The 19963-nt window shown below is 76.4% G+C and carries 19 protein-coding genes and 2 pseudogenes; 16 read left to right on the forward strand and 5 right to left on the reverse strand.

Going from position 1 to position 19963, the window contains the following annotated elements; genetic code table 11:
- Positions 1–439: pseudogene (locus amrb99_RS44805) on the reverse strand (hypothetical protein); the annotation flags it as partial.
- 89 nt (positions 440–528) lie between these two features.
- Here amrb99_RS44805 and amrb99_RS52025 point away from each other — a divergent pair.
- From amrb99_RS52025 to amrb99_RS53555, 5 genes and pseudogenes are all read left to right on the forward strand, one after another.
- Positions 529–660 (forward strand): annotated as a pseudogene (locus tag amrb99_RS52025) (LysR family transcriptional regulator); the annotation flags it as partial.
- 314 nt (positions 661–974) lie between these two features.
- On the forward strand, positions 975–1433 hold the full coding sequence (locus amrb99_RS52030; protein ID WP_347257133.1) for a LysR family substrate-binding domain-containing protein: 459 nt from the start codon (positions 975–977) through the stop codon (positions 1431–1433).
- A 13-nt stretch (positions 1434–1446) separates the two neighbouring features.
- Positions 1447–2472: an L-glyceraldehyde 3-phosphate reductase gene (gene mgrA, locus amrb99_RS44815; protein WP_190868170.1), complete on the forward strand. Its 1026-nt coding sequence runs from the start codon at positions 1447–1449 to the stop codon at positions 2470–2472.
- A 55-nt stretch (positions 2473–2527) separates the two neighbouring features.
- Positions 2528–2980, forward strand: coding sequence for a YbhB/YbcL family Raf kinase inhibitor-like protein (locus amrb99_RS44820; protein ID WP_190868172.1), 453 nt, complete (start codon positions 2528–2530; stop codon positions 2978–2980).
- On the forward strand, positions 2977–3333 hold the full coding sequence (locus tag amrb99_RS53555; RefSeq protein ID WP_190868174.1) for a DUF6343 family protein: 357 nt from the start codon (positions 2977–2979) through the stop codon (positions 3331–3333). Before amrb99_RS44820 ends, amrb99_RS53555 begins: the two co-directional genes overlap by 4 nt.
- Here amrb99_RS53555 and amrb99_RS44830 read toward each other — a convergent pair whose 3' ends face one another.
- The gene (locus amrb99_RS44830) at positions 3334–4215 is read right to left on the reverse strand and encodes a helix-turn-helix transcriptional regulator (RefSeq protein ID WP_347257129.1); all 882 of its coding nucleotides are present in this window, start codon (positions 4213–4215) and stop codon (positions 3334–3336) included.
- A 102-nt stretch (positions 4216–4317) separates the two neighbouring features.
- Here amrb99_RS44830 and amrb99_RS44835 point away from each other — a divergent pair, with 102 nt between their 5' ends.
- The gene (locus amrb99_RS44835) at positions 4318–5745 is read left to right on the forward strand and encodes an MFS transporter (protein ID WP_190868176.1); all 1428 of its coding nucleotides are present in this window, start codon (positions 4318–4320) and stop codon (positions 5743–5745) included.
- Between the two features lie 25 nt (positions 5746–5770).
- Here the strand turns inward: amrb99_RS44835 and amrb99_RS44840 are convergent, their stop codons facing one another.
- On the reverse strand, positions 5771–6595 hold the full coding sequence (locus amrb99_RS44840; protein ID WP_190868178.1) for a glycosyltransferase: 825 nt from the start codon (positions 6593–6595) through the stop codon (positions 5771–5773).
- 17 nt (positions 6596–6612) lie between these two features.
- Entirely contained in the window at positions 6613–7500 is an 888-nt protein-coding gene (locus amrb99_RS44845; RefSeq protein WP_190868180.1) for a glycosyltransferase, read from the reverse strand.
- A 269-nt stretch (positions 7501–7769) separates the two neighbouring features.
- Here amrb99_RS44845 and amrb99_RS44850 point away from each other — a divergent pair, with 269 nt between their 5' ends.
- The 10 genes from amrb99_RS44850 to amrb99_RS44895 all read left to right on the forward strand — a co-directional run bounded on the left by amrb99_RS44850 (position 7770) and on the right by amrb99_RS44895 (position 18818).
- A complete protein-coding gene (locus tag amrb99_RS44850) occupies positions 7770–9410 on the forward strand; it encodes a carbamoyltransferase C-terminal domain-containing protein (RefSeq protein ID WP_190868182.1) in 1641 nt (546 codons plus the stop codon).
- Complete coding sequence (locus amrb99_RS44855) at positions 9407–10927, forward strand: HAD-IIIA family hydrolase (protein ID WP_190868184.1); 1521 nt, start codon at positions 9407–9409, stop codon at positions 10925–10927. The genes amrb99_RS44850 and amrb99_RS44855 overlap by 4 nt, the downstream gene beginning before the upstream one ends.
- Entirely contained in the window at positions 10924–11952 is a 1029-nt protein-coding gene (locus amrb99_RS44860) for a glycosyltransferase family 9 protein (RefSeq protein ID WP_190868185.1), read from the forward strand. The genes amrb99_RS44855 and amrb99_RS44860 overlap by 4 nt, the downstream gene beginning before the upstream one ends.
- Positions 11949–12944, forward strand: coding sequence for a glycosyltransferase family 4 protein (locus amrb99_RS44865; RefSeq protein WP_190868186.1), 996 nt, complete (start codon positions 11949–11951; stop codon positions 12942–12944). Before amrb99_RS44860 ends, amrb99_RS44865 begins: the two co-directional genes overlap by 4 nt.
- A gap of 8 nt (positions 12945–12952) precedes the next feature.
- Positions 12953–14158, forward strand: coding sequence for a glycosyltransferase (locus tag amrb99_RS44870; RefSeq protein WP_241756528.1), 1206 nt, complete (start codon positions 12953–12955; stop codon positions 14156–14158).
- Positions 14155–14766 carry an SIS domain-containing protein gene (locus amrb99_RS44875; RefSeq protein WP_190868188.1) on the forward strand — a complete coding sequence of 204 codons (612 nt, stop codon included), beginning with the start codon at positions 14155–14157 and terminating at the stop codon, positions 14764–14766. The genes amrb99_RS44870 and amrb99_RS44875 overlap by 4 nt, the downstream gene beginning before the upstream one ends.
- A 78-nt stretch (positions 14767–14844) precedes the next feature.
- A complete protein-coding gene (locus amrb99_RS44880; protein WP_190868189.1) occupies positions 14845–16242 on the forward strand; it encodes a PfkB family carbohydrate kinase in 1398 nt (465 codons plus the stop codon).
- Positions 16239–16916, forward strand: coding sequence for an SDR family oxidoreductase (locus tag amrb99_RS44885; protein ID WP_190868190.1), 678 nt, complete (start codon positions 16239–16241; stop codon positions 16914–16916). Before amrb99_RS44880 ends, amrb99_RS44885 begins: the two co-directional genes overlap by 4 nt.
- On the forward strand, positions 16907–17851 hold the full coding sequence (locus amrb99_RS44890) for a glycosyltransferase family 9 protein (protein ID WP_347257130.1): 945 nt from the start codon (positions 16907–16909) through the stop codon (positions 17849–17851). The genes amrb99_RS44885 and amrb99_RS44890 overlap by 10 nt, the downstream gene beginning before the upstream one ends.
- A 10-nt stretch (positions 17852–17861) precedes the next feature.
- Positions 17862–18818, forward strand: a complete 957-nt coding sequence (locus tag amrb99_RS44895; RefSeq protein WP_190868191.1) for an NAD-dependent epimerase/dehydratase family protein — start codon at positions 17862–17864, stop codon at positions 18816–18818.
- Positions 18819–18837: 19 nt separating this feature from the next.
- Here the strand turns inward: amrb99_RS44895 and amrb99_RS44900 are convergent, their stop codons facing one another.
- On the reverse strand, positions 18838–19725 hold the full coding sequence (locus amrb99_RS44900; protein ID WP_347257131.1) for a polysaccharide pyruvyl transferase family protein: 888 nt from the start codon (positions 19723–19725) through the stop codon (positions 18838–18840).
- Positions 19726–19963: the final 238 nt, after the last annotated feature.

A 19963-nucleotide genomic window follows, 5' to 3' on the forward strand; every position in this document is an offset into this window, starting at 1 on the left:
CGGAGGCCGACGAGGACGAGCCCGGTCCGGACGAGGGGCCGAAGGCCGACGGCTGATCCGCTGAGCCGGTTTCCGGACGCGCCGCTCCGGTGCGTCCGGAAACCGGATCCGGCCCTCGTAGGGCCGCCGCCAGCGCCAGCGCGGCGAGCGCGAGCACCCCGGCCGCCGCCAGCACCACCGGCACGGGCAGCCGCGCCGCGACGCGCTTGGCGGCGAACGAGCCCAGCGCGCTCGCCGCGAAGAAGCCGCTCAGCGCCAGCCCGAACCCGGTGGCGGAGACGCCCAGCCCGCGTTCGACGGGCGTGGCGAGCGCCGCGACGCCGAACGCCGGCGTCATGGCCGCCACGGACGTCAGCACGATCGCGCCCGTCCCCGCCCAGGGCCTGCCGGTGCTCCCCGCCGGGCGGGCGGTCCCGATCTCGATCTCAGTGGTCGTCACTGTCCCCCTCCTCGGTCCCCAAGGCTGGCCCCGCCGCGCCGCCGCGTCGAAGATCCATCGTTATGCCTGGATGGAATTAGCATTCGGGCATGGACGTAGCGATCCGGTCGCTCCGGTACTTCGTCGCGGTCGCCGAGGAACTGCACTTCACCCGCGCCGCGGAACGGCTGCGCATCGCCCAGCCCGCGCTCTCCAAGTCGATCCGGCGGATGGAGCTGGAGATGGGCGTGACGCTCTTCGAGCGCAGCCGCCAGGGCGTGGCGCTGACCGACGCGGGCCGCTCGCTGCTGCCCGTCGCGCGCGGCGTGGTCGGCGACCTCGACTCCTGGCTCGCGGGCGTGCGCCGGGCCCGGGACGCCGCGTCCCGCGTCCTCCGCGTCGAGTACCACTCCGGCATGGACGCCGGGACGATCGAGCCCGTCATCGCCCGGTTCGCTCGGCTCCGTCCCGGCTGGCGGCCCGACCTCCGGCTCGCGACTGGCACGACCCGGCCGGCGGCGTCCTCGACGGCCGGGCGCACGCCGCGTTCATCCCGCTGCCGGTGCCCGGCCAGGAGAGCCTGGACACGGAGATCCTGCGCCGCGAGCCCCGCCGCGTCGCGCTGCCCGCGGAGCACCCGCTGGCCGCGCGGGCGGCGGTCCGGCTGGACGACCTGCGCGGCGAGAGGTTCGTCGCGCTGCCGGCCTCGTCCGGCCCGCTCCGCGAGTTCTGGCTCGCGACCGCCGAGTTCGGCCGGACCCCCGCGATCGGCGCCGAGGTCGACAACTCCGAGGACTGGCTCCAGGCGGTGCTGTCCGGGCGCGGCGTCGCGATGATCAGCGAGTCGAGCGCCCGCGTGTACGCGCGGCCGGGCATCGTCTACCGGCCGGTGGAGGGCGTCGCGCCGGCCGTCCGCGCCGTCGTGTGGCGGCGGGACGCGACCGATCCCGTCCTGCGCGACTTCGTGCGCGCCTGCGTCGAGGCCGCCGCCGGGGCGCGGGCGGGGCGCGCCTGAAATACTCGTGACCATGACTTACACGGCCGACGGCGACCGATACGAACGACTTCCCTACCGGCGGTGCGGGCGCAGCGGGCTGCGGCTCCCCGCGATCTCGCTCGGGCTGTGGCACAACTTCGGCGACGACCGCCCGATCGACGTCCAGCGGGCGATCCTGCGGCGGGCGTTCGACCTCGGGGTGACCCACTTCGACCTCGCCAACAACTACGGACCGCCCTACGGGTCGGCGGAGACCAACTTCGGCCGCATCATGCGCGAGGACCTCGCGCCCTACCGGGACGAGCTCGTCATCAGCACGAAGGCCGGCTACGACATGTGGCCGGGCCCGTACGGCGAATGGGGGTCGCGCAAGTACCTGCTCGCCAGCCTCGACCAGTCCCTGAAGCGGATGGACCTGGACTACGTCGACATCTTCTACAGCCACCGGTTCGACCCGGACACGCCGCTGGAGGAGACGATGGGCGCGCTGGACCACGCCGTCCGGTCCGGGAAGGCGCTGTACGCGGGGATCTCGTCGTACTCGCCGAAGCGCACCGCGGAGGCCGCGCGGATCCTGCGGGAGATGGGGACGCCGCTGCTGATCCACCAGCCGTCCTACTCGATGCTGAACCGGTGGATCGAGGGCGGCCTGCTCGCCACCCTGGAGGAGGAGGGCGTCGGCTGCATCGCGTTCTCGCCGCTGGCGCAGGGCATGCTCACCGGCAAGTACCTCGGCGGCATCCCGGAGGGGTCGCGGGCCAGCCGGAACACCTCGTTCTCCAGCGACCTGCTCACCGAGGAGAACGTCCGGCACGTCCGGACGCTCGACGAGATCGCCCGGGGCCGCGGCCAGTCCCTCGCGCAGATGGCCCTCGCCTGGTCGCTGCGGGACGAGCGGGTCACCTCGGCGCTCATCGGCGCGAGCAGCGTCGCGCAGCTGGAGGAGAACCTCGCCGCGCTGGACCGGCTCGACTTCACCCCGGACGAGCTGGAGGCGATCGACCGGGACGCGGTGGAGGCCGGGATCAACATCTGGGCGGCGTCCAGCGCCGACTGACCGAAGGCGGCGGCGCGGCGTGCATCGTCGTGCCCGCACCGGGCACGAGGCCCGCATGGAAGAGATGACGCTGCGCAGTGCCGCATTCGACGATCACACGCTCATGCCGTCGGAGTACTCGCACGACAGGGGCGACGTCTCGCCGCCGCTGGAGTGGTCGCCGGTCCCGGAGGAGGTGGTGGAGCTGGCGCTCGCCTGCGAGGACCCGGACGCCCCGGTCGGGACGTTCGCGCACTGGCTGGTCGCCGGGATCGACCCGGTCACCACCGGCCTGGACGCCGGCGAGCGGCCGACGGGCGCGGTCCTCGGCCGCAACGACTACGGGACCGAGGGGTACGGCGGGCCGAAGCCGCCGGCCGGCGACGACCCGCACCGCTACTTCTTCCGCCTGTACGGGCTGTCGGAGCCGTCCGGGCTGCGGGACGGCTTCACGGCGGAGGAGCTGAGGGACGCCGTCGAGGACAAGGTCGTGGCGTCGGGCACGCTCGTCGGCACGTTCGCGCGGTGACCGCCGCGAGCCCCGGCCCGGACGACGACGACCGCGGCCGCGAGCACGACCACCACGGCGACGAGGGCGGCGAGCACCGCGAGGACGGCGGGCACCGCGAGGGCGGCGGGAACGGTGGGCGCGAGGAGCCGCCGGGGAACGAGCCGCTGACCGCGCGGAGCGCGCTGGGCCTGCGCGCCGTCCTGTCCGGCATCGCGCTGGTGGCGGCGGCCGCGGCCGCCATCGTGTTCGCCATCGTGGCGAACCATGACGGGAGCGGCTCGGCCTGGGGCGCGGCGGTGGTCTGCGTCATCGTCGCCGCGATCGCGGCGACGGACCTCGCGGTGATCGCCCGCCGCGCCCGCGGCCGCTGATCAGTGGCGGTGGGCCGGCGCGGCGAGCTCGGGATGGGCGAGCAGCCAGGAGATCCGCTCGCGGCTCTCGTCGTCGGTGGGCGTGTACACGGTCAGCCGGGCGCCCGCCGACCCGGCGATGTCCAGGTTGGTGGTGCGGGTGCGGATCTCCTCGACCACGGGGTGCCGGAAGACCTTCACGCGCGGGCCCGGCAGGGCCACCTCGTGCTCGGCCCACAGCCGCGCGAACTCCGGATTGGCCGCCTGGAGCCGCTGGACCAGCTCCTTCCAGCCCGGCTCGTTCATGTGCCGGCTGTAGCGGTACCGGAACACCGCGACGTGCATCGGCATCTCCTCGGCCATGTTCCCGATCGGGTTGCAGCACGGCGGCGTCGTGAACGTGATCCACATCGTGTTGCGCTCGGACGGCGGGAACGTCTCGACGCTCGGGAAGATCGCCGAGAAGGCGGCGTTCCAGGCGAGCACGTCGGAGCGGGCGTTGCACACCGACGCGGGCAGCGGCAGCAGCTCGTCCAGGATCGTCCGCATGTCCTCGGGCAGCTGCTCGGCCTCGTCGGGCGGCTCCGCCTCCGGAACCTCGGCCAGCCGGTACAGGTGCTCGCGCTCGGCGCCGTCGAGGCGCAGCGTGCGGGCCACCGCGTCCAGCACCTGGGTGCTGGCGTTGATCGGGCGGCCCTGCTCCAGCCAGGTGTACCAGGTGACGCCCACCCCGGCGAGCTGCGCGACCTCCTCGCGGCGCAGGCCGGGCGTGCGGCGCCGCGGGCCCGGCGGCATCCCGACCTCGTGCGGGGTGATCCGCTCGCGCCTGCTGCGCAGGAACTCGGCCAGTTCGGTGCGGCGCCGGGACGTCCCGCGCCTGGTCGCCGTTCCGGTGGTCGTCACGGTTCCACCCTGCCCTCCGCGCGCGTCCGTTGCCAGGTGCTGTCAGTACCAGTATCGAGGGACTCTCGTTACCGGTACCGGATCGGCGCCAGTGTCGTTCCCATGACACAGACAACCGATCTGCGCGGGGTCGTTCCCGAGCGGGAGGCGCGGAGCGGTCCCGGCGGCCTGACGCTCGGCCTCCTGCTGCTGGGACAGTTCATGGCCATCCTCGACGTGAACATCGTCAACGTGGCGCTGCCGACGATGCGGGCGGACCTGCACGCGTCCGGCGCGGGGCTCCAGCTGATCGTCGCCGGGTACACCATCACCTACGCCGTGCTGCTGATCACCGGAGCGCGGCTCGGCGACATCGCCGGGCACCGCCGGGCGTACCACGCCGGCCTGGCCGCGTTCACGGTGCTGTCGCTGGCCTGCGGCCTGGCGCCGTCCACCTGGCCGCTGGTCGGGTTCCGGTTCCTGCAGGGCGCCGGGGCGGCGCTGATGACGCCGCAGGTGATGTCGATGATCCAGCGGAACTTCGCCGGCCCGGCACGGGCGCGCGCGCTCGGCCTCTACTCGGCGGTGATCGCGGGCGGGGTGGTCGTCGGACAGGCGGCCGGGGGCCTGCTGGTGAGCGCGGACCTGTTCGGCGCGGGCTGGCGGACGGTGTTCCTCGTCAACGTCCCGATCGGCGCGGTGCTGCTGGCGGCCGGGCCGCGGCTGCTGCCGCGCGACGGCGGCGCGCGGGGCGGGGGCGTCGACGTCCCTGGGCTGCTCACGCTGTCGCCGGCCGTGCTGCTGTTCGTCGTCCCGCTGATCCTCGGGCACGAGCTGGGCTGGCCGCTGTGGGGCTGGTTCTCGCTCGCGGCGAGCGCCGCTTTCCTCGCCGCCTTCGTCGCGGTGGAGCGGGGCGCGGCGGCGCGCGGCGGCCGGCCGCTGATCTCGCCGCGGGTGCTGCGGGCGCCGCGGCTGCTGCCCGCCTGCGGGGCGCTCATGCTGGCGCCGGGGACGTGGGGCTCGTTCCTGTTCACCACGACGCTGCACCTGCAGGGCGACCTGAGGATGTCGCCGCTGCGGTCGGGGCTGGCGTTCGTCCCGTGCGTCGCCGCGTTCGCGCTGGTGGGGCTGAACTGGCAGCGGCTGCCGGCCCGCTGGCACCGCCGGGTGATCCCGGCCGGCTTCGCCCTCGCCGCCGCGGGCTACCTGTGCGTCGGCCCGGTGGCGGGCGGCGGCGTCGCGTACGAGCTGCTCACCGCGGTGATCGGGTTCGGCCTCGGGGTCATGTCGATCATCATGACGGTGGGGCTGGAGCACGTCCCGGCGGCGGACGCGGCGGACGCCAGCGGGCTGTTGCTGACGCTCATGCAGATCAGCCAGGTCATCGGCATCGCGACGATCGGGACGCTGTTCCTGACCGCGGCGGAGTCGAGCGGCTCCACCCGGCACGCCGAGTACGGCACCGGGTGGGCGCTCGGGGCGGTCGCGCTGGTCGGGACCGCGTTCACGGTGCTGCTGGTCCGGGGCCGGGCGGGCGCGCGCGACGCGTGACGCTTCCCGCCTCGGGTGAGCGGCTCTAGGCGCCGAGGCGGGCGCGCGCGGCCTCCACGGCGGGCGGAAGGGGCCGCCGGGCGCCGGCCAGCCGCGGCAGCGCGCGCGCCGCGTCGGCGAGCCCCGCCCGGCCGTCGCGGGTGCCCAGCGCCGTTCCGGCCATCCGCGCGACCGCGGGGAGGGGGCGGCGCAGCCAGGCGGTCAGCAGCGCGTTGCGGATCTCCCGGCGGCGCCGTGCCGCCGGGTTCCGGCCGCTCCGCGACGGGTGGTGGTGCACGACGAGCTCCGGCACGTAGGCGAGTCCCCAGCCGGCGGACGCCAGGTCGAGCGCGAGGAGCTCCTCCTCGCCGGCGAAGTGCAGGACGCCGGAGAAGCCCCCGGCGTCGAGGTAGGCGTCGCGGCGGACGATCGCCGAGCACGCGAGGAAGCCGAGGACGGCGGGTCCGGGCAGCCCGTCCGGCCGCCCGAGCGGTGCCCGCGCCATCGCCTCCGACACCGGTTCCAGGCGTTCGTCGTCGCCGACCAGGACGCGGGCGGCCAGCAGCGCCGTCCTCGGATGGGCGTCGAGGATCTCCACGGCCCGCTCCAGCGCTCCGGGCGCCCACCAGGAGTCGTCGTCGGCGAAGGCGACGTAGCGGGTCGCGGCCTCCCGCACGCCGGCGTTGCGGGCGGCGGCGCCGAGGTTGCCCGGCAGCCGCAGCACCCGCGCGCCGGCGGCCTCCGCGACCTCCGCGGTGCCGTCGGCGGAGGCGTTGTCGGCCACGATGACCGGCGCGGCGTGCCGGGTGAGGCTGTGGCGCAGTTCGGCGGCGCGGTCGCGCGTCGCGACCACGATCGTGACGTCGGGCATGCTCTCCCCCGCTTCCATCAGCTGACGTACCGGCGCGCCTTGGAGGTCCGCTGCGCCTCCTCCAGGCTGCGCAGCCTGGCCTCGACGTCGCGCGGCAGCGTGCGCCGCTCCCGGGCGACCCAGCGCAGTCCCGCCGCCGCCTCGGCGAGCGCGCCCGCGGTGACGCGGTCGCGCGGCAGCGTGCGCAGCAGCCCGGCGGTGCGGCGGAGCGCGACGGGCAGCGGGCGGCGCAGCCAGGTGAACCACAGCGTGTTGCGGATGCCGTGGCGGCGCCGCAGGTGGGCCTCGCGCAGCGGGGACGGCTCGTGGTGCACGACGACGTCCTCGGCGTAGCAGAGGTGCCAGCCGAGGGCCATCAGGTCGGCGCTGAGCAGTTCCTCCTCGCCGCCCAGCCACAGCCGGGCCGAGAACCCGCCGGCCTCCCGGAACGCCTCGGCCCGCAGCATGGACGCCCCCGCCAGGAACGAGCCGAGCGCGGGCCCGGGCATCCAGGACGGCCCCGGGACGGGCGAGTCGCGCAGTTCAGGGACGATCGGGTCCTCGCGCCCGCCGGGCTCGACCAGGATCCGCCCGGTCACCACGGCCAGCCGCGGGTGCGCGTCCAGCAGGTCGGCGGCGCGCGGCAGCGCGCCCGGCTCCCACCAGGTGTCGTCGTCGCAGAACGCCACGTACGGGGTGCGGACGTGGTCGACGGCCAGGTTGCGGGCGACGGCGCCGAGGTTGCGCTGCGACCGGATCAGCCGGAATCCGGGGAACTCCTCGGCGACGGCGTCGGGCGAGCCGTCCCGCGAGGCGTTGTCCACCACGATGACGGGCGGCGGCCCGGGCAGCGCCCGCAGCCGCCCGAGCGTCGCCAGCAGGGAGCGCCGGCGGTCCCGGGTGATGACGACGAGCGTGCAGCGCATGGCCCGCCCCGTACCCGCCGCACCCGCCTCCATGTCCGACTTACGTCTTGAAAGCCAACAAAAGCCCTCAGCCATAGTGATGCACGTAAAACCCGCTTGAACTGTCAGTTCACTCATCAGCGGCTTTTCCGACACAGCGTTTAGAGCCGGACTTCCCGGTAATGCACGAAATCACCTATAGGGGATTCGCTCCCATCGAGATCCCGGGCCGATGCCCACGACGGACGGCATCGGCACTCCACCGAACGCTGCGCCGAAACGGGGCTCACATGCGCGTGCTCGGAATCAACGCGATCTTCCACGACCCGGCCGCCGCCCTCGTGGTGGACGGAACGGTCGTCGCTGCGGCTGAGGAGGAACGGTTCAGCCGCCGCAAGCACGGGAAACGGCCGGTCGCCTTCTCCGCCTGGGAACCGCCCGAGCAGGCGGCCCGCTGGTGCCTGGAGCGCGCCGGGCTCGAACCCGGCGACCTCGACGCCGTCGCCTACTCCTACGATCCCGACCTGGTCGAGCCCGGCCTGGACGGCCACGACGAGCAGTGGGAGCGGCTGCGGACCCTGTACGCGCGCCGCGCCCCGAACTTCCTCGCCGCCGCCCTGCCCGGCCTGGACCCCGGGATCGTCCGGTACGTCCCGCACCATGTCGCGCACGCCGCGTCCGCCGCCCTGGCCGCGCCGCGGCCGTGCGACGGCGACGTCCTCGTGCTGGACGGCCGGGGCGAGTCGCACTCGCACCTCGCCGGGACCTACGCCAGCGGCGAGCTGACCCCGCTGCACGCGCAGCGCCTGCCGCACTCGCTCGGCCTCATGTACGAGGACCTCACCGAGCACCTCGGCTTCCTGCGCTCCAGCGACGAGTACAAGGTGATGGCCCTGGCGTCCTACGGCGAGCCGCGCTTCCTCGACGAGCTGCGCGAGCACGTCCGGGCCACCGGCGACGGCGGGTTCGCCGTCGCCCCCATCGACTGGGGCGCGCTCGCCAAGGCCCGCTCGTCAGACGGCGAGTGGACCCGCGACCACGCCGACCTCGCCGCCAGCGTCCAGGCGCGGCTGGAGGAGGTGCTGCTCGACCTGGTGACGTGGCTGCACGGGCGGACCGGCTCGCGCCGGCTGATGCTCGCCGGCGGCGTCGCGCTGAACTGCGTGGCGAACTCGCGGCTCGCCGCGGACGGACCCTACGACGACATCTGGGTGCAGCCCGCCGCGGGCGACTCCGGCACCGCGCTCGGCGCCGCCCTGCACCTGGCGCACGACGGCGGCGACACCGTCACCGCGATGCCGGGCGCCGACCTCGGCCGCCAGTGGGACGAGGCCTCGATCGCGCGCCGCCTCGACATCGCCAAGGTGCCGTACGAGCGTCCGCCCGACGTCGCGGCGGCCGTCGCCGAGGCGCTGGCCCGCAACGAGATCGTCGCGTGGTTCCAGGGCCGTTCGGAGTTCGGCCCGCGCGCGCTGGGGCACCGGTCGCTGCTCGCCCATCCCGGCCACGCCGCCAACGTCGAGCGGCTCAACGACGTGAAGGGCCGCGAGCAGTTCCGGCCCATCGCCCCGATGGTCGCGCTGGAGCACGCCGCCGAGATCTTCGAGGGCCCGATCCCGAGCCCGTACATGCTGTTCGTCCACCGCGTCCGGCCGGAGTGGCGGGAGCGGATCCCCGCCGTCGTGCACGTGGACGGCACCGCCCGGATCCAGACCGTCGCGAGCGGCCACGAACCGCTCGCCGCGCGGCTGCTGGAGGAGTTCCGGCTGCGCACCGGCCTGCCGGTCGTCGTCAACACCAGCCTCAACACCGCGGGCCGGCCCATGGTGGACGACCCGCGGGACGCGCTGGAGTGCTTCGGCTCCGCGCCCGTGGACCTCCTCGCGATCGGCCCGTTCGTCGTCCGCCGCCGGGAGGTGCACGCCCGATGAGCTGCACCGTCGTCATCCCGACGATCGGCAGGCCGAGCCTGCGCACGGTGCTGGACGCCCTGCTGGACTCGATCGCGGGCGGTCCCGAGCCCGCGCCGCACGAGATCATCGTCGTGGACGACCGGCCCGCGCACGGCGCGCCGCTGCCGCTGCCGGACTCCCGCGGGCGCCGCGTCCGGGTGATCCGCTCCGGCGGGCGCGGCCCGGCCGCCGCCCGCAACGCGGGATGGCGCGCCGCCGCCACCGAATGGGTCGCCTTCCTGGACGACGACGTCGTCCCCGACCCCGGCTGGACGCGGCGGCTCGCCGCCGACCTCGCCGGGCTGCCGCCGAAGGTCGCCGGCTCGCAGGGCCGCGTCACCGTCCCGCCGCCGGACGGCCGCCGCCCCACCGACTGGGAGCGCACCACCGCCGGGCTCGCCGGCGCCGACTGGATCACCGCCGACATGGCCTACCGCCGCGGCGTCCTCGCCGAACTCGGCGGCTTCGACGAGCGGTTCCGCCGCGCCTACCGGGAGGACGCCGACCTCGCGCTGCGCGCCCTCGCCGCCGGGCACGACCTGGTCCGGGGCGAGCGGCACGTCACGCATCCGGTCCGCCCGGCCGGGTTCTGGGCCTCGGTCCGCGCCCAGGCCGGCAACGCCGACGACGTCCTCATGTGGCGGATCCACGGCGCCGGCTGGCGGGACCGCGCCGGCGAGGGCAGGGGCCTGCTGCGGCGGCACGTCCTCACGACCGCCGCCGGGACCGCCGCGCTCGCCGCCGCACCCGCGGCGCTGCGCGGGAGCCGGGCCGGCGCGGCCGCCGCGGCCCTGGCCGCCGGCGCGTGGGCGGTCTCGACCGCCCGGTTCGCGTTCGAGCGGGTCCGTCCCGGGCCCCGGACGCCCGGCGAGGTGCTGAAGATGGCCGCGACCAGCGCCGCCATCCCGCCCGCCGCCGTCGCGCACCGGATCAGGGGGCTGCTGGCGCACCGCGACGCCCGGCCGTGGGCCGGGCCGTGGGTCGTGCTGTTCGACCGCGACGACACCCTCATCCGCGACGTCCCGTACAACGGCGACCCGGCGCTGGTCGAGCCGATGCCGGGCGCGCGGCGGGCGCTGGACCGGCTCCGCCGGCACGGCGTGCGGATCGGCGTGGTGTCCAACCAGTCGGGCGTGGCGAAGGGGCGGATCACGGTCCGCGACGTCCGGCGCGTCAACGCGCGGGTCGAGGAGCTGCTCGGCCGCATCGACGTGTGGGAGTTCTGCCCGCACGACGGCGACGACGGCTGCGAGTGCCGCAAGCCGCGGCCCGGGATGATCGTGCGGGCCGTGCGGCGGCTCGGCGCGCTGCCGGCCGACTGCGCCGTCATCGGCGACATCGGCCGCGACATCGAGGCCGCGGCGGCGGCCGGCGCGCGGGGCATCCTGGTGCCGACCGTCCGCACCCGGCCCGCCGAGATCGCGCGGGCGCTGGAGACCGCGCCGAACCTCGGCGCCGCCGTCGATCTGGTCCTCGGCGGAAGGCGGTCGCGATGAGGGTGCTGCTGGCACGCCAGGACAACCTCGGCGACGTGCTGCTCGCCGGGCCCGCGGTACGGGCGGTCGCCGCGCGCGCGGACGAGGTCGTGCTGCTGTGCGGCCCGCGCGGCCGCGCCGCCGCCGACCTGCTGCCCGGCGTGGACGCGGTCATCGAGTGGCGCGCGCCCTGGATCGACCCGGAGCCCGACCCGGTCGACCGGGCCGACATCGAGCGGGCCGTCGCCGAGCTGGCGGGCTTCGACCGGGCGCTGATCCTCACCTCGTTCCACCAGTCGCCGCTGCCGCTCGCGCTGCTGCTGCGGCTGGCCGGGACCCCGTGGATCGGCGGCATCAGCGAGGACTACCCCGGCTCCCTGCTGGACCTGCGGCACCGTCCGGAGGGCGACGTGCCCGAGCCGCTGCGGATGCTGGCCCTCGCCGAGGACGCCGGGTTCCCGGCGCCCGCCGACACCCGCCTGCGGGTGCGCGAGCCGCTGCCCGACACCGACCACCTCACCGGCGGCCCCGGCTACGTGGTCGTGCATCCGGGGACGTCCGTCCCGGCGAGGGCCTGGCCGCCGGAGCGGTGCGCCGAGGCCGTCCGGCTGCTGCGCGCCGCCGGCCACCGGGTCGTCGTGACCGGGCACGGCGAGGAGAAGGAGCTGACCGCGCTGGTCGCCGGGGAGGACGGCCTCGACCTCGGCGGCCGCACCGCCCTGCCGGAACTGGCGTCGGTGCTGCGCGGCGCGCGCGCCGTCGTCGCCGGCAACACCGGCCCCGCGCACCTCGCCGCCGCCGTCGGCACCCCCGTCGTGTCGCTGTTCGCGCCGACCGTGCCCGCCGCCCGGTGGGCGCCGTTCGGGGTGCCGATGGCGCTGCTCGGCGACCAGGGCGCCCCCTGCAAGGACAGCCGCGCCCGCGAGTGCCCGGTGGAGGGCCACCCCTGCCTGGCGTCGGTCGGCGCCGACGAGGTCGCCGCCGCCGTCGAGGTCGTCGCCGCGGACCCGCGCGGAACCCCCCGTGAGGAGGCCCCCGCCCGATGAGAGTCCTGCTCTGGCACGTCCACGGCTCGTGGGCCACGTCGTTCGTGCACGGGCCGCAGACCACGCTCGTCCCCGTCACGCCGGACCGGGGGCCCGACGGCCGGGGACGCCCCGACACCTTCACCTGGCCGGACCGCGCCGTCGAGGTGGCCCCCGAGCGGCTGCGGCACGAGGACGTCGACGTCGTCGTCCTGCAGCGCCCCCACGAGCTGAGGCTCGCCGAGGAATGGCTCGGCCGCCGCCCCGGACGCGACGTCCCCGCCGTCTACGTCGAGCACGACACCCCCCGCCGCACGCCGGCGGACGCGAGCCTCCCCGAGGAGGTCGTCCCCGACAGCCGCCACTTCCTGCACGACCGCGACGACATCCCGGTCGTGCACGTCACCCACTTCAACCGGCTGTTCTGGAACTGCGGCCGCGCGCCGACCACGGTCATCGAGCACGGCGTCGTCGACCCCGGCTACCGCTGCACCGGCGACATGCCCCGGGCGGGCGTCGTCATCAACGACCCGCTGCGGCGCGGGCGCGTCGCCGGGACCGACCTGCTCGCCGGCCTGGCGCGCGCCGTACCACTGGACCTGTTCGGCATGAACGTCGCGGGCGTCCCGGAGGCGCTCGGCATCGCGCCCGAGTCGCTGTGGACGTTCGAGGACCTTCCGCAGGCGCGGATGCACGAGGAGCTCGCCCGCCGCCGCGTCTACGTCCACCCCTACCGGTGGACCTCGCTCGGCCTCGCCCTGATCGAGGCCATGATGCTCGGCCTGCCCGTGGTGGCGCTCGCCACCACCGAGGCGGTCGAGGCGGTGCCGCCGGAGGCCGGGGTGCTGTCCACGCGGGTCGCCGCACTGGCCGACGCCGCGCGGACCCTGGCCGCCGACCCGCCGCGCGCCCGCCAGATGGGCAAGGAGGCGCGCGCCCACGCCGTCGAACGCTACGGCCTGCCGCGGTTCCTGCGCGACTGGGAGCGAACTCTCACGGAGGTAACGCGATGAGAATAGCCATGATCTCCGAGCACGCCAGCCCGCTGGCCGCCAAGGGCGGGCTGGGCGGGGCGGACGGCGGCGGCCAGAACGTCTTCGTCGCGGAACTGGCGGCCGAGCTCGGCCGGCAGGGCCACTACGTCACCGTCTACACGCGGCGGGACGCGCCCGCCCTGCCGCGCCGGGTGCGGCTCGCGCCCGGCGTGACGGTCGAGCACGTCCCGGCGGGCCCCGCCGAGCGCGTCGGCAAGGACGACCTGCTGCCGTGGATGCGCGACTTCGGGCTGTACCTGGAGCAGCGCTGGGCCGCGGACCCGCCGGACGTCGCGCACGCGCACTTCTGGATGAGCGGCCTCGCCGCGCTCCAGGCGTCCGCGCCGACCCTGGCGCGGCGCGTGCCGGTGGTGCAGACCTACCACGCGCTCGGCACCGTGAAGCGGCGCCACCAGGGCGGCAGGGACACCAGCCCGGCGTCGCGGCTCCATCTGGAGCGCGCGATCGGCCTGTCCGCCGACGCGGTCATCGCCACCTGCGCCGACGAGGTCGCCGAGCTGGCCGCGATGGGCGTTCCGCGCGAGCGGATCTCGGTGGTGCCGTGCGGTGTCGACCTCCGCCTGTTCACCCCGGACGGGCACAGCGCGGACGGCCGGGACCGGCACCGCCTCGTCGTGCTGTCCCGGCTTGTCGAGCGCAAGGGCGTGGACACCGCGATCCGGGCGCTGGCGCACCTGCCGGACGCCGAGCTGGCCGTCGCCGGCGGCCCGCCGCGGCGGGGCCTGGACGGCGACGCGGAGGTGCGGCGGCTGCGGCGCGTCGCGCGGGACGCGGGCGTCGCCGGGCGGGTGGAGTTCCTCGGCAGGCTCGGCCGCGAGGAGGTCCCGCCGCTGCTGCGGTCGGCGAGCCTCGTGGTGACCCTGCCCTGGTACGAGCCGTTCGGCATGGTGCCGCTGGAGGCGATGGCGTGCGGCGTCCCGGTCGTGGCCAGCGCCGTCGGCGGCCACCTGGACACCGTCGTGGACGGCGCCACCGGCGTGCTCGTCCCGCCGCGCGACCCGGAGGCGGCGGCCGCCGCGATCCGGGCGCTGCTGGACGACCCGGCGGGCCGCGCCGCGATGGGCTTCGCCGCGGGCGACCGGGCCCGGGACCGCTACTCCTGGGCGCGCGTCGCCGCCGACACCGCCGGCGTCTACGAGCGCGCGGCGGCGCTGAGCGGGGTGGCCGCATGACGACCACCACGCAACGGATCACGCGGACGCGCACCGCCACGGCGCGGGACGGGCGCCTGGAGGCGCTGGCCGAGGCGGCGCTGGCGTTCCGCGAGCAGGTCCCGACCATCGAGGCGTGGGGCCGCCGGCTCGCCGGCGTGCTGCGCGCCGGCGGGCGGCTGCTCGCCTGCGGGAACGGCGGCAGCGCCGCCGAGGCCCAGCATCTGACCGCCGAGCTCGTCGGCCGGTTCGAGGACGAGCGGCGGCCGCTGTCGGCGATCCCGCTGCACGGCGACACCTCGTCGGTCACCGCGATCGGCAACGACTACGGCCCGGCGCACGTGTTCGCCCGGCAGGTGCAGGCGCACGGCCGCCGGGGCGACGTGCTGGTGTGCCTGTCGACCAGCGGCCGCAGCCCCAACGTGATCGCCGCGGCGGACCGGGCGCGCGAGCTCGGGATGACCGCCTGGGCGGTCACCGGGCCCGGCCCGAACCCGCTCGCCGACGCCTGCCACGACGCGATCACCGTGCGGGCCGCGGCGACCTCGACCGTCCAGGAGATCCACCTCGCCGCGGTGCACCTGCTGTGCGGGGTGGTCGACGACGTCCTGGGGGCGCCCCGTGCCTGAACCGGGCTCGCGCCGCGGCCGCACGGGCGCGGCCGCCGCCGGGAGGCACGGGGGCCCGTCCCCGCGGAAGGAGGCGAGATGACCGCACCGCTGGTGGTCGTGGGCGACGTGCTGCTCGACGTCGACATCGTCGGCACGAGCAGCCGGCTGTGCCCGGACGCGCCCGTCCCGGTCGTCGAGCAGGCGGAGGAGCACGCCCGGCCCGGCGGCGCCGGGCTGGCCGCGCTGCTGGCGGCGGCCGGCGGCCGGGAGATCGTGCTGGTCACCGCGCTCGCCGACGACGAGCCGGGCCGGCGGCTGCGCGCCATGCTGGAGCGGCACATGGAGGTCGCCGCGTTCCACCTGCACGGCGGCACTCCCTGCAAGCTGCGCATCCGCTCGGGAGACCAGTCGGTGGCGCGCCTGGACGCCGGGGAAGGGCAGGCCCTCGACGGGCCCGTCGGCCCGCGCGTCACCGACGCGATCGCGGGGGCCGGCGCGGTGCTGGTCTCCGACTACGGGCGCGGGGTCACCCGGCACCGCGCCGTCCGATCGCTGCTCGCCGCGCTGCCGCGCGGCGTCCCGGTCGTGTGGGACCCGCATCCGCGCGGGGAGCGGCCGGTGCCGGGGACGCGGCTGCTCACCCCGAACGAGGAGGAGGCCGCCCGGCTGGCCGCCGCGGACGGCGCCGACATCACCGGGTTCGGGCTGTCGGCGGCGGGCCGCCGGGGCCGGCACCTCGGCCGGTCGTGGGGCATCGAGGGCGTCGCGATCACGCTCGGGTCCGAGGGCGCGCTGCTGTGCGACGGGTCGGAGGCGCCGTTCCTCGCGCCCGCCGAGCCGGCCCGCGGCGACGCCTGCGGCGCCGGCGACAGCTTCGCCACCGGGACGGTGGAGGCGCTCGCGGACGGGGCGTCGCTCGCCGGCGCCGTCACCGCGGGCGTGCGGCGCGCGTCGGACTACGTCCGGGCGGGCGCGGCGGCGGCCGTCGCGGCGCAGCTCGCCGAGTCCGGCACGGCCCGGCTCGTCCCCGAGCGCGGGGAGGACGCCTGGGACGTCGTCGAGCGGACGCGGCGGGCGGGCGGCACGGTCGTGGCGACCGGCGGCTGCTTCGACCTGCTGCACGCCGGGCACGTGAGCATGCTGCAGCAGGCCCGGCGGCTCGGCGACTGCCTGATCGTCTGCGTCAACTCCGACGCCTCGGTGCGCCGCCGCAAGGGCCCGACCCGCCCGGTGACGCCGGCCGCGGACCGCGTCCGGGTGCTGGAGGCGCTCAGCGACGTGGACGCCGCGGTCGTGTTCGACGACGACACCCCGGCGCCGCTCCTGGAGCGGCTGCGCCCCGACGTCTGGGTCAAGGGCGCCGACTACGCCGGGACGATCCTGCCCGAGGCCGAGACGGTCCGGGCGCACAACGGCGAGGTGGTCCTGCTGCCTCTGCTGGAAGGGCGCTCCACCACGCGCCTGCTGTCCACCACGAAGGGAAACGCGTCATGAACGTCCTCATCACCGGCGGGGCCTCCGGACTCGGCGCGGCCGTCGCGCGCAAGGTCGCGGAGGACGGGGGGCGGCCCCTCATCCTCGACCGGCACCCCCCGAAGGACGACTTCGAGCACATGCAGGCGGACCTGGCGGACCGGCCCTGCGCCGAGCGCGCCGTGCACGGGCTGGCGCGCGCGGCGGGCGGGCTCAACGCGGTCGTCACCGCCGCAGGCACCGACGCGTGCGGCGCCCTGGGCGACGTGCCCGCCGAGGACTGGGAGCGGGTCGTGCAGGTGAACCTGCTCGGCACCGCCGCCGTCGTCCGCGCCGCGCTCCCTTACTTGGAGAACCAGCCGAGCGGGCGGATCGTCACGGTCGCCTCGACGCTCGGGCTGCGGGCGCTCAGCGACGCCACCGCGTACTGCGCGTCCAAGTTCGGCGTCGTCGGCTTCACCCGCGCGCTGGCCGCGGAGATGGCCGGCCGGGTCGCCGTCACGATGATCGTGCCGGGCGGGATGGACACCGCGTTCTTCGACGACCGCACCGAGCAGTACAAGCCGGGGCCGGACGCCCACCTGAACAGGCCGGAGGACGTCGCCGCGGCGATCGCCTTCGCGCTCCGGCAGCCGCCCGGCTGCGAGGTGCGGGAGATGGTGGTCTGCCCGTCGAAGGAGCCCTCGTGGCCGTGACGGCCCCCCGCCGCGCGCTGGTGCTGCGGGCGCTCGGGCTGGGCGACCTGCTCACCGCGGTGCCCGCGCTGCGGGCGCTGCGGCGCGGCATGCCCGGCGCGCGGATCACGCTCGCCGCGCCGCCCGCGCTGGCGCCGCTGGCGCTCGCCACGGGCGCGGTCGACGACGTCCTGCCGGCGGACTCCGGGCTCGGCCCGCTGCCGCCCGCCGAGCCGGTGGGCACGGCCGTCAACCTGCACGGCCGGGGCCCGCAGAGCCACCGGCGGCTGGCGGCGCTGGGGCCCGCCCGGCTGCTGGCGTTCGCGTCCGCGGGGGCGCTGCACACCGACGGGCCCGACTGGGATCCGGGCGAGCACGAGGTGGCGCGCTGGTGCCGGCTGGTGCGCGCCTACGGGTTCGACGCCGATCCCGACGACCTGGACCTGGCGCCGCCGGCGATCCCCTCGCCCGCGCCCGGTGCCGTCGTCGTCCATCCGGGGGCCGCGTTCGCGGCGCGGCGCTGGCCGACCGAGCGGTTCGCCGCGGTCGCGGCGGCGCTGCGCGCCGGCGGCGAGCGGGTCGTCGTCACCGGCGGCCCCGCCGAGGGGCCGCTCGCGCACCGCGTCGTGGAGCTCGCGCGGCTGGACCCCCGCGACGACCTCGCCGGCCGCACCCGCCTGCCGCAGCTGGCCGCGCTCGTCGCGGGCGCCCGGCTGGTGGTGTGCGGCGACACCGGCGTCGCGCACCTCGCGACCGCCTTCCGCACGCCGTCGGTGCTGCTGTTCGGGCCGACGCCGCCCGCCCGGTGGGGGCCGCCCGACCGGGCCGAGCACCGGGTGCTGTGGGCGGGGCGGTCCGGCGACCCGCACGGCGGCGAACCCCACCCCGGCCTGCTGGAGATCTCCGCGGACGAGGCCGTCGAGGCCGCCGGGAAGGCGCTCACGCTACACGCTTAGGAGGAAACCGATGAGGCATGCCCGCGCCGTCGTCACCGGAGGGTCCGGCTTTCTCGGCTCGCACCTGTGCGAGGCGCTGCTGGCCCAGGACATCTCGGTCGTCTGCCTGGACAACCTGCTGACCGGCACGTCCCGCAACATCGCGCACCTCGCCGACCGGCGGGACTTCCGGTTCCTGAGGCGCGACCTCACCGAGCCGGTGCACGTGCCCGGCGACGTCGGCTACGTGTTCCATCTGGCGTCGTCGGCGTCCCCGGCGGACTACATGCGGTATCCGATCCAGACGCTGGAGGTCGGCAGCCAGGGCACCCGGAACGCGCTCGAGCTCGCGGAGAGCAAGGGCGCCCGGTTCGTGCTGGCGTCCACGTCCGAGGTGTACGGGGACCCGCTGGTGCACCCGCAGCCCGAGACGTACTGGGGCAACGTCAACCCGGTCGGCCCGCGCAGCGTCTACGACGAGGCCAAGCGGTTCGGGGAGGCGCTGACGTCGGCGTTCCGGCACTCCCGGGGGCTGGACGCCGGGATCGTGCGGATCTTCAACAGCTACGGGCCGCGGATGCGCCCCGACGACGGCCGCGCGATCCCGACGTTCCTGCGGCAGGCGCTGACCGGCGAGGACCTCACCGTCACCGGGGACGGCTCGCAGACCCGGTCGATCTGCCACGTCTGCGACACCGTCCGGGGCATCATCGCGCTCGCGATGTCGGACCATCCGGGGCCGGTCAACATCGGCAGCCCGTACGAGATCTCGATGGCCGACCTCGCCGGGCTGGTCGTCGAGCTGACGGGGTCGCGGTCGCGGATCCGGTTCGTCGACCGGCCGCAGGACGACCCGAAGGTGCGGCGGCCGGACACCTCGCTCGCCGAGAAGGTGCTCGGCTGGCGCCCGCGGTTCGGCATCGAGGAGGGGCTGGTCTCCACCATCGAGTGGTTCTCCCGCGAGCTGCTCGTCGCCCGTCCCGCCTAGCCGCGGCCGGCGCCACGGGCTAGGCCCGGAGGGCGGCCAGGAGGTCGGTGAGGAGGCCGGCGGACGGGGGCCGGGCGGGCGTGCGGCCCGCGCCCCCGGGCGCCAGGCACCAGCGCCACCACCGGTCGAGTTCCGCCGGGTCCAGCAGCGGCGGCGCGTCGTGTTCGCCCGTGGTGACGACCGCGGGCCACGACCAGGCGCGGGCCTGCGCGGCGACCTTCGCGCCGCCGGCCACCGGGTCGACGGCCAGGGCGGGGACGCCGTTCTTCAGCGCGAGGACGAGCCCGTGCAGGCGTGTCGTGACGACCACGTCGAGGCGGCGCAGCGCGGACTCCAGCTCGGCGGCCGTCGAGAACAGCCGCCAGTCGCGCGGGTCGAGCCGGGTGTCGAGGGGCAGCCGCGCGCACGCGCGGCCGGTGAGCCAGTCCGTGAGCTCGGCCTCGATCCGGTCGTGCCGGCGCCGCGCCCCGTACTCGCGCTGGCCCGGGGCGAGCACGACCCCCGCGACGGGCACCCGCTCCGCCTCCGGCAGCGCCGCGAGGTCGTGCCGCGCCGCCGTCCCCGGCGCGTCCCTCGGCAGGACGGCGTCGAAGCCGGTGACGGCGGGGTCGTCCGGATCGATGACCGAGACGCCGACCGCGACGCGCCGGCAGCGCGCGTACCTTCGGTGCAGCTCCTCGACCTGCGCGCCGTGGAGCGGGCCGCAGGCGAACACCAGGTGGCTGTAGCGCGCGGGATCCGCCCGGCCGAGGTCGAGGCCGCCCGGGCGGAAGACGGGGCTCCAGGCGACGTCGCACCCGATCCCGGCGCCGACGAGCGCCCGGCGGACGGCCTCCATCGCCAGGACGTCCCCCGCCGTGGCCTCGCCGTGCAGGAAGCTCGGCCAGCCGGTCACCAGTGCCCGCACGCCGCCCTCGGCAGACCGTTCGGACGAGCCATGTCGATCCCCCCGTAGCTCACGCGCGGGTGGCAGTTACCCGGGGACGGCGCGCCCATGTCCGCGGCGGCCCCGGCTTGGGCGGCCCGTGACGGAGCGCGGGCCGCCGCGTGGCCCGCCTCCCCGCTCCGTGACACTTCGGACACCTGCCGGTTTACCGAACTGGGCGGACGGGAACTGTACCGTCGCGGCCCACTCGCCGGCCGGG

Origin of the sequence: Actinomadura sp. RB99 (assembly GCF_014706005.1) — a bacterium.
GTDB lineage: Bacteria > Actinomycetota > Actinomycetes > Streptosporangiales > Streptosporangiaceae > Spirillospora.

Bases quoted from the DNA above. Each gene is read 5' to 3' on its own strand.
- amrb99_RS44845 (WP_190868180.1), bottom strand. From the start codon at position 7,500: ATGCGCTGCACGCTCGTCGTCATCACCCGGGACCGCCGGCGCTCCCTG.
- amrb99_RS44875 (WP_190868188.1), top strand. From the start codon at position 14,155: ATGACGACCACCACGCAACGGATCACGCGGACGCGCACCGCCACGGCG.
- amrb99_RS44880 (WP_190868189.1), top strand. From the start codon at position 14,845: ATGACCGCACCGCTGGTGGTCGTGGGCGACGTGCTGCTCGACGTCGAC.
- amrb99_RS44860 (WP_190868185.1), top strand. From the start codon at position 10,924: ATGAGGGTGCTGCTGGCACGCCAGGACAACCTCGGCGACGTGCTGCTC.
- amrb99_RS44840 (WP_190868178.1), bottom strand. From the start codon at position 6,595: ATGCCCGACGTCACGATCGTGGTCGCGACGCGCGACCGCGCCGCCGAA.
- amrb99_RS44855 (WP_190868184.1), top strand. From the start codon at position 9,407: ATGAGCTGCACCGTCGTCATCCCGACGATCGGCAGGCCGAGCCTGCGC.
- amrb99_RS44850 (WP_190868182.1), top strand. From the start codon at position 7,770: ATGCGCGTGCTCGGAATCAACGCGATCTTCCACGACCCGGCCGCCGCC.
- amrb99_RS44885 (WP_190868190.1), top strand. From the start codon at position 16,239: ATGAACGTCCTCATCACCGGCGGGGCCTCCGGACTCGGCGCGGCCGTC.
- amrb99_RS44820 (WP_190868172.1), top strand. From the start codon at position 2,528: ATGGAAGAGATGACGCTGCGCAGTGCCGCATTCGACGATCACACGCTC.
- amrb99_RS44835 (WP_190868176.1), top strand. From the start codon at position 4,318: ATGACACAGACAACCGATCTGCGCGGGGTCGTTCCCGAGCGGGAGGCG.
- mgrA (WP_190868170.1), top strand. From the start codon at position 1,447: ATGACTTACACGGCCGACGGCGACCGATACGAACGACTTCCCTACCGG.
- amrb99_RS44870 (WP_241756528.1), top strand. From the start codon at position 12,953: ATGATCTCCGAGCACGCCAGCCCGCTGGCCGCCAAGGGCGGGCTGGGC.
- amrb99_RS44865 (WP_190868186.1), top strand. From the start codon at position 11,949: ATGAGAGTCCTGCTCTGGCACGTCCACGGCTCGTGGGCCACGTCGTTC.
- amrb99_RS44895 (WP_190868191.1), top strand. From the start codon at position 17,862: ATGAGGCATGCCCGCGCCGTCGTCACCGGAGGGTCCGGCTTTCTCGGC.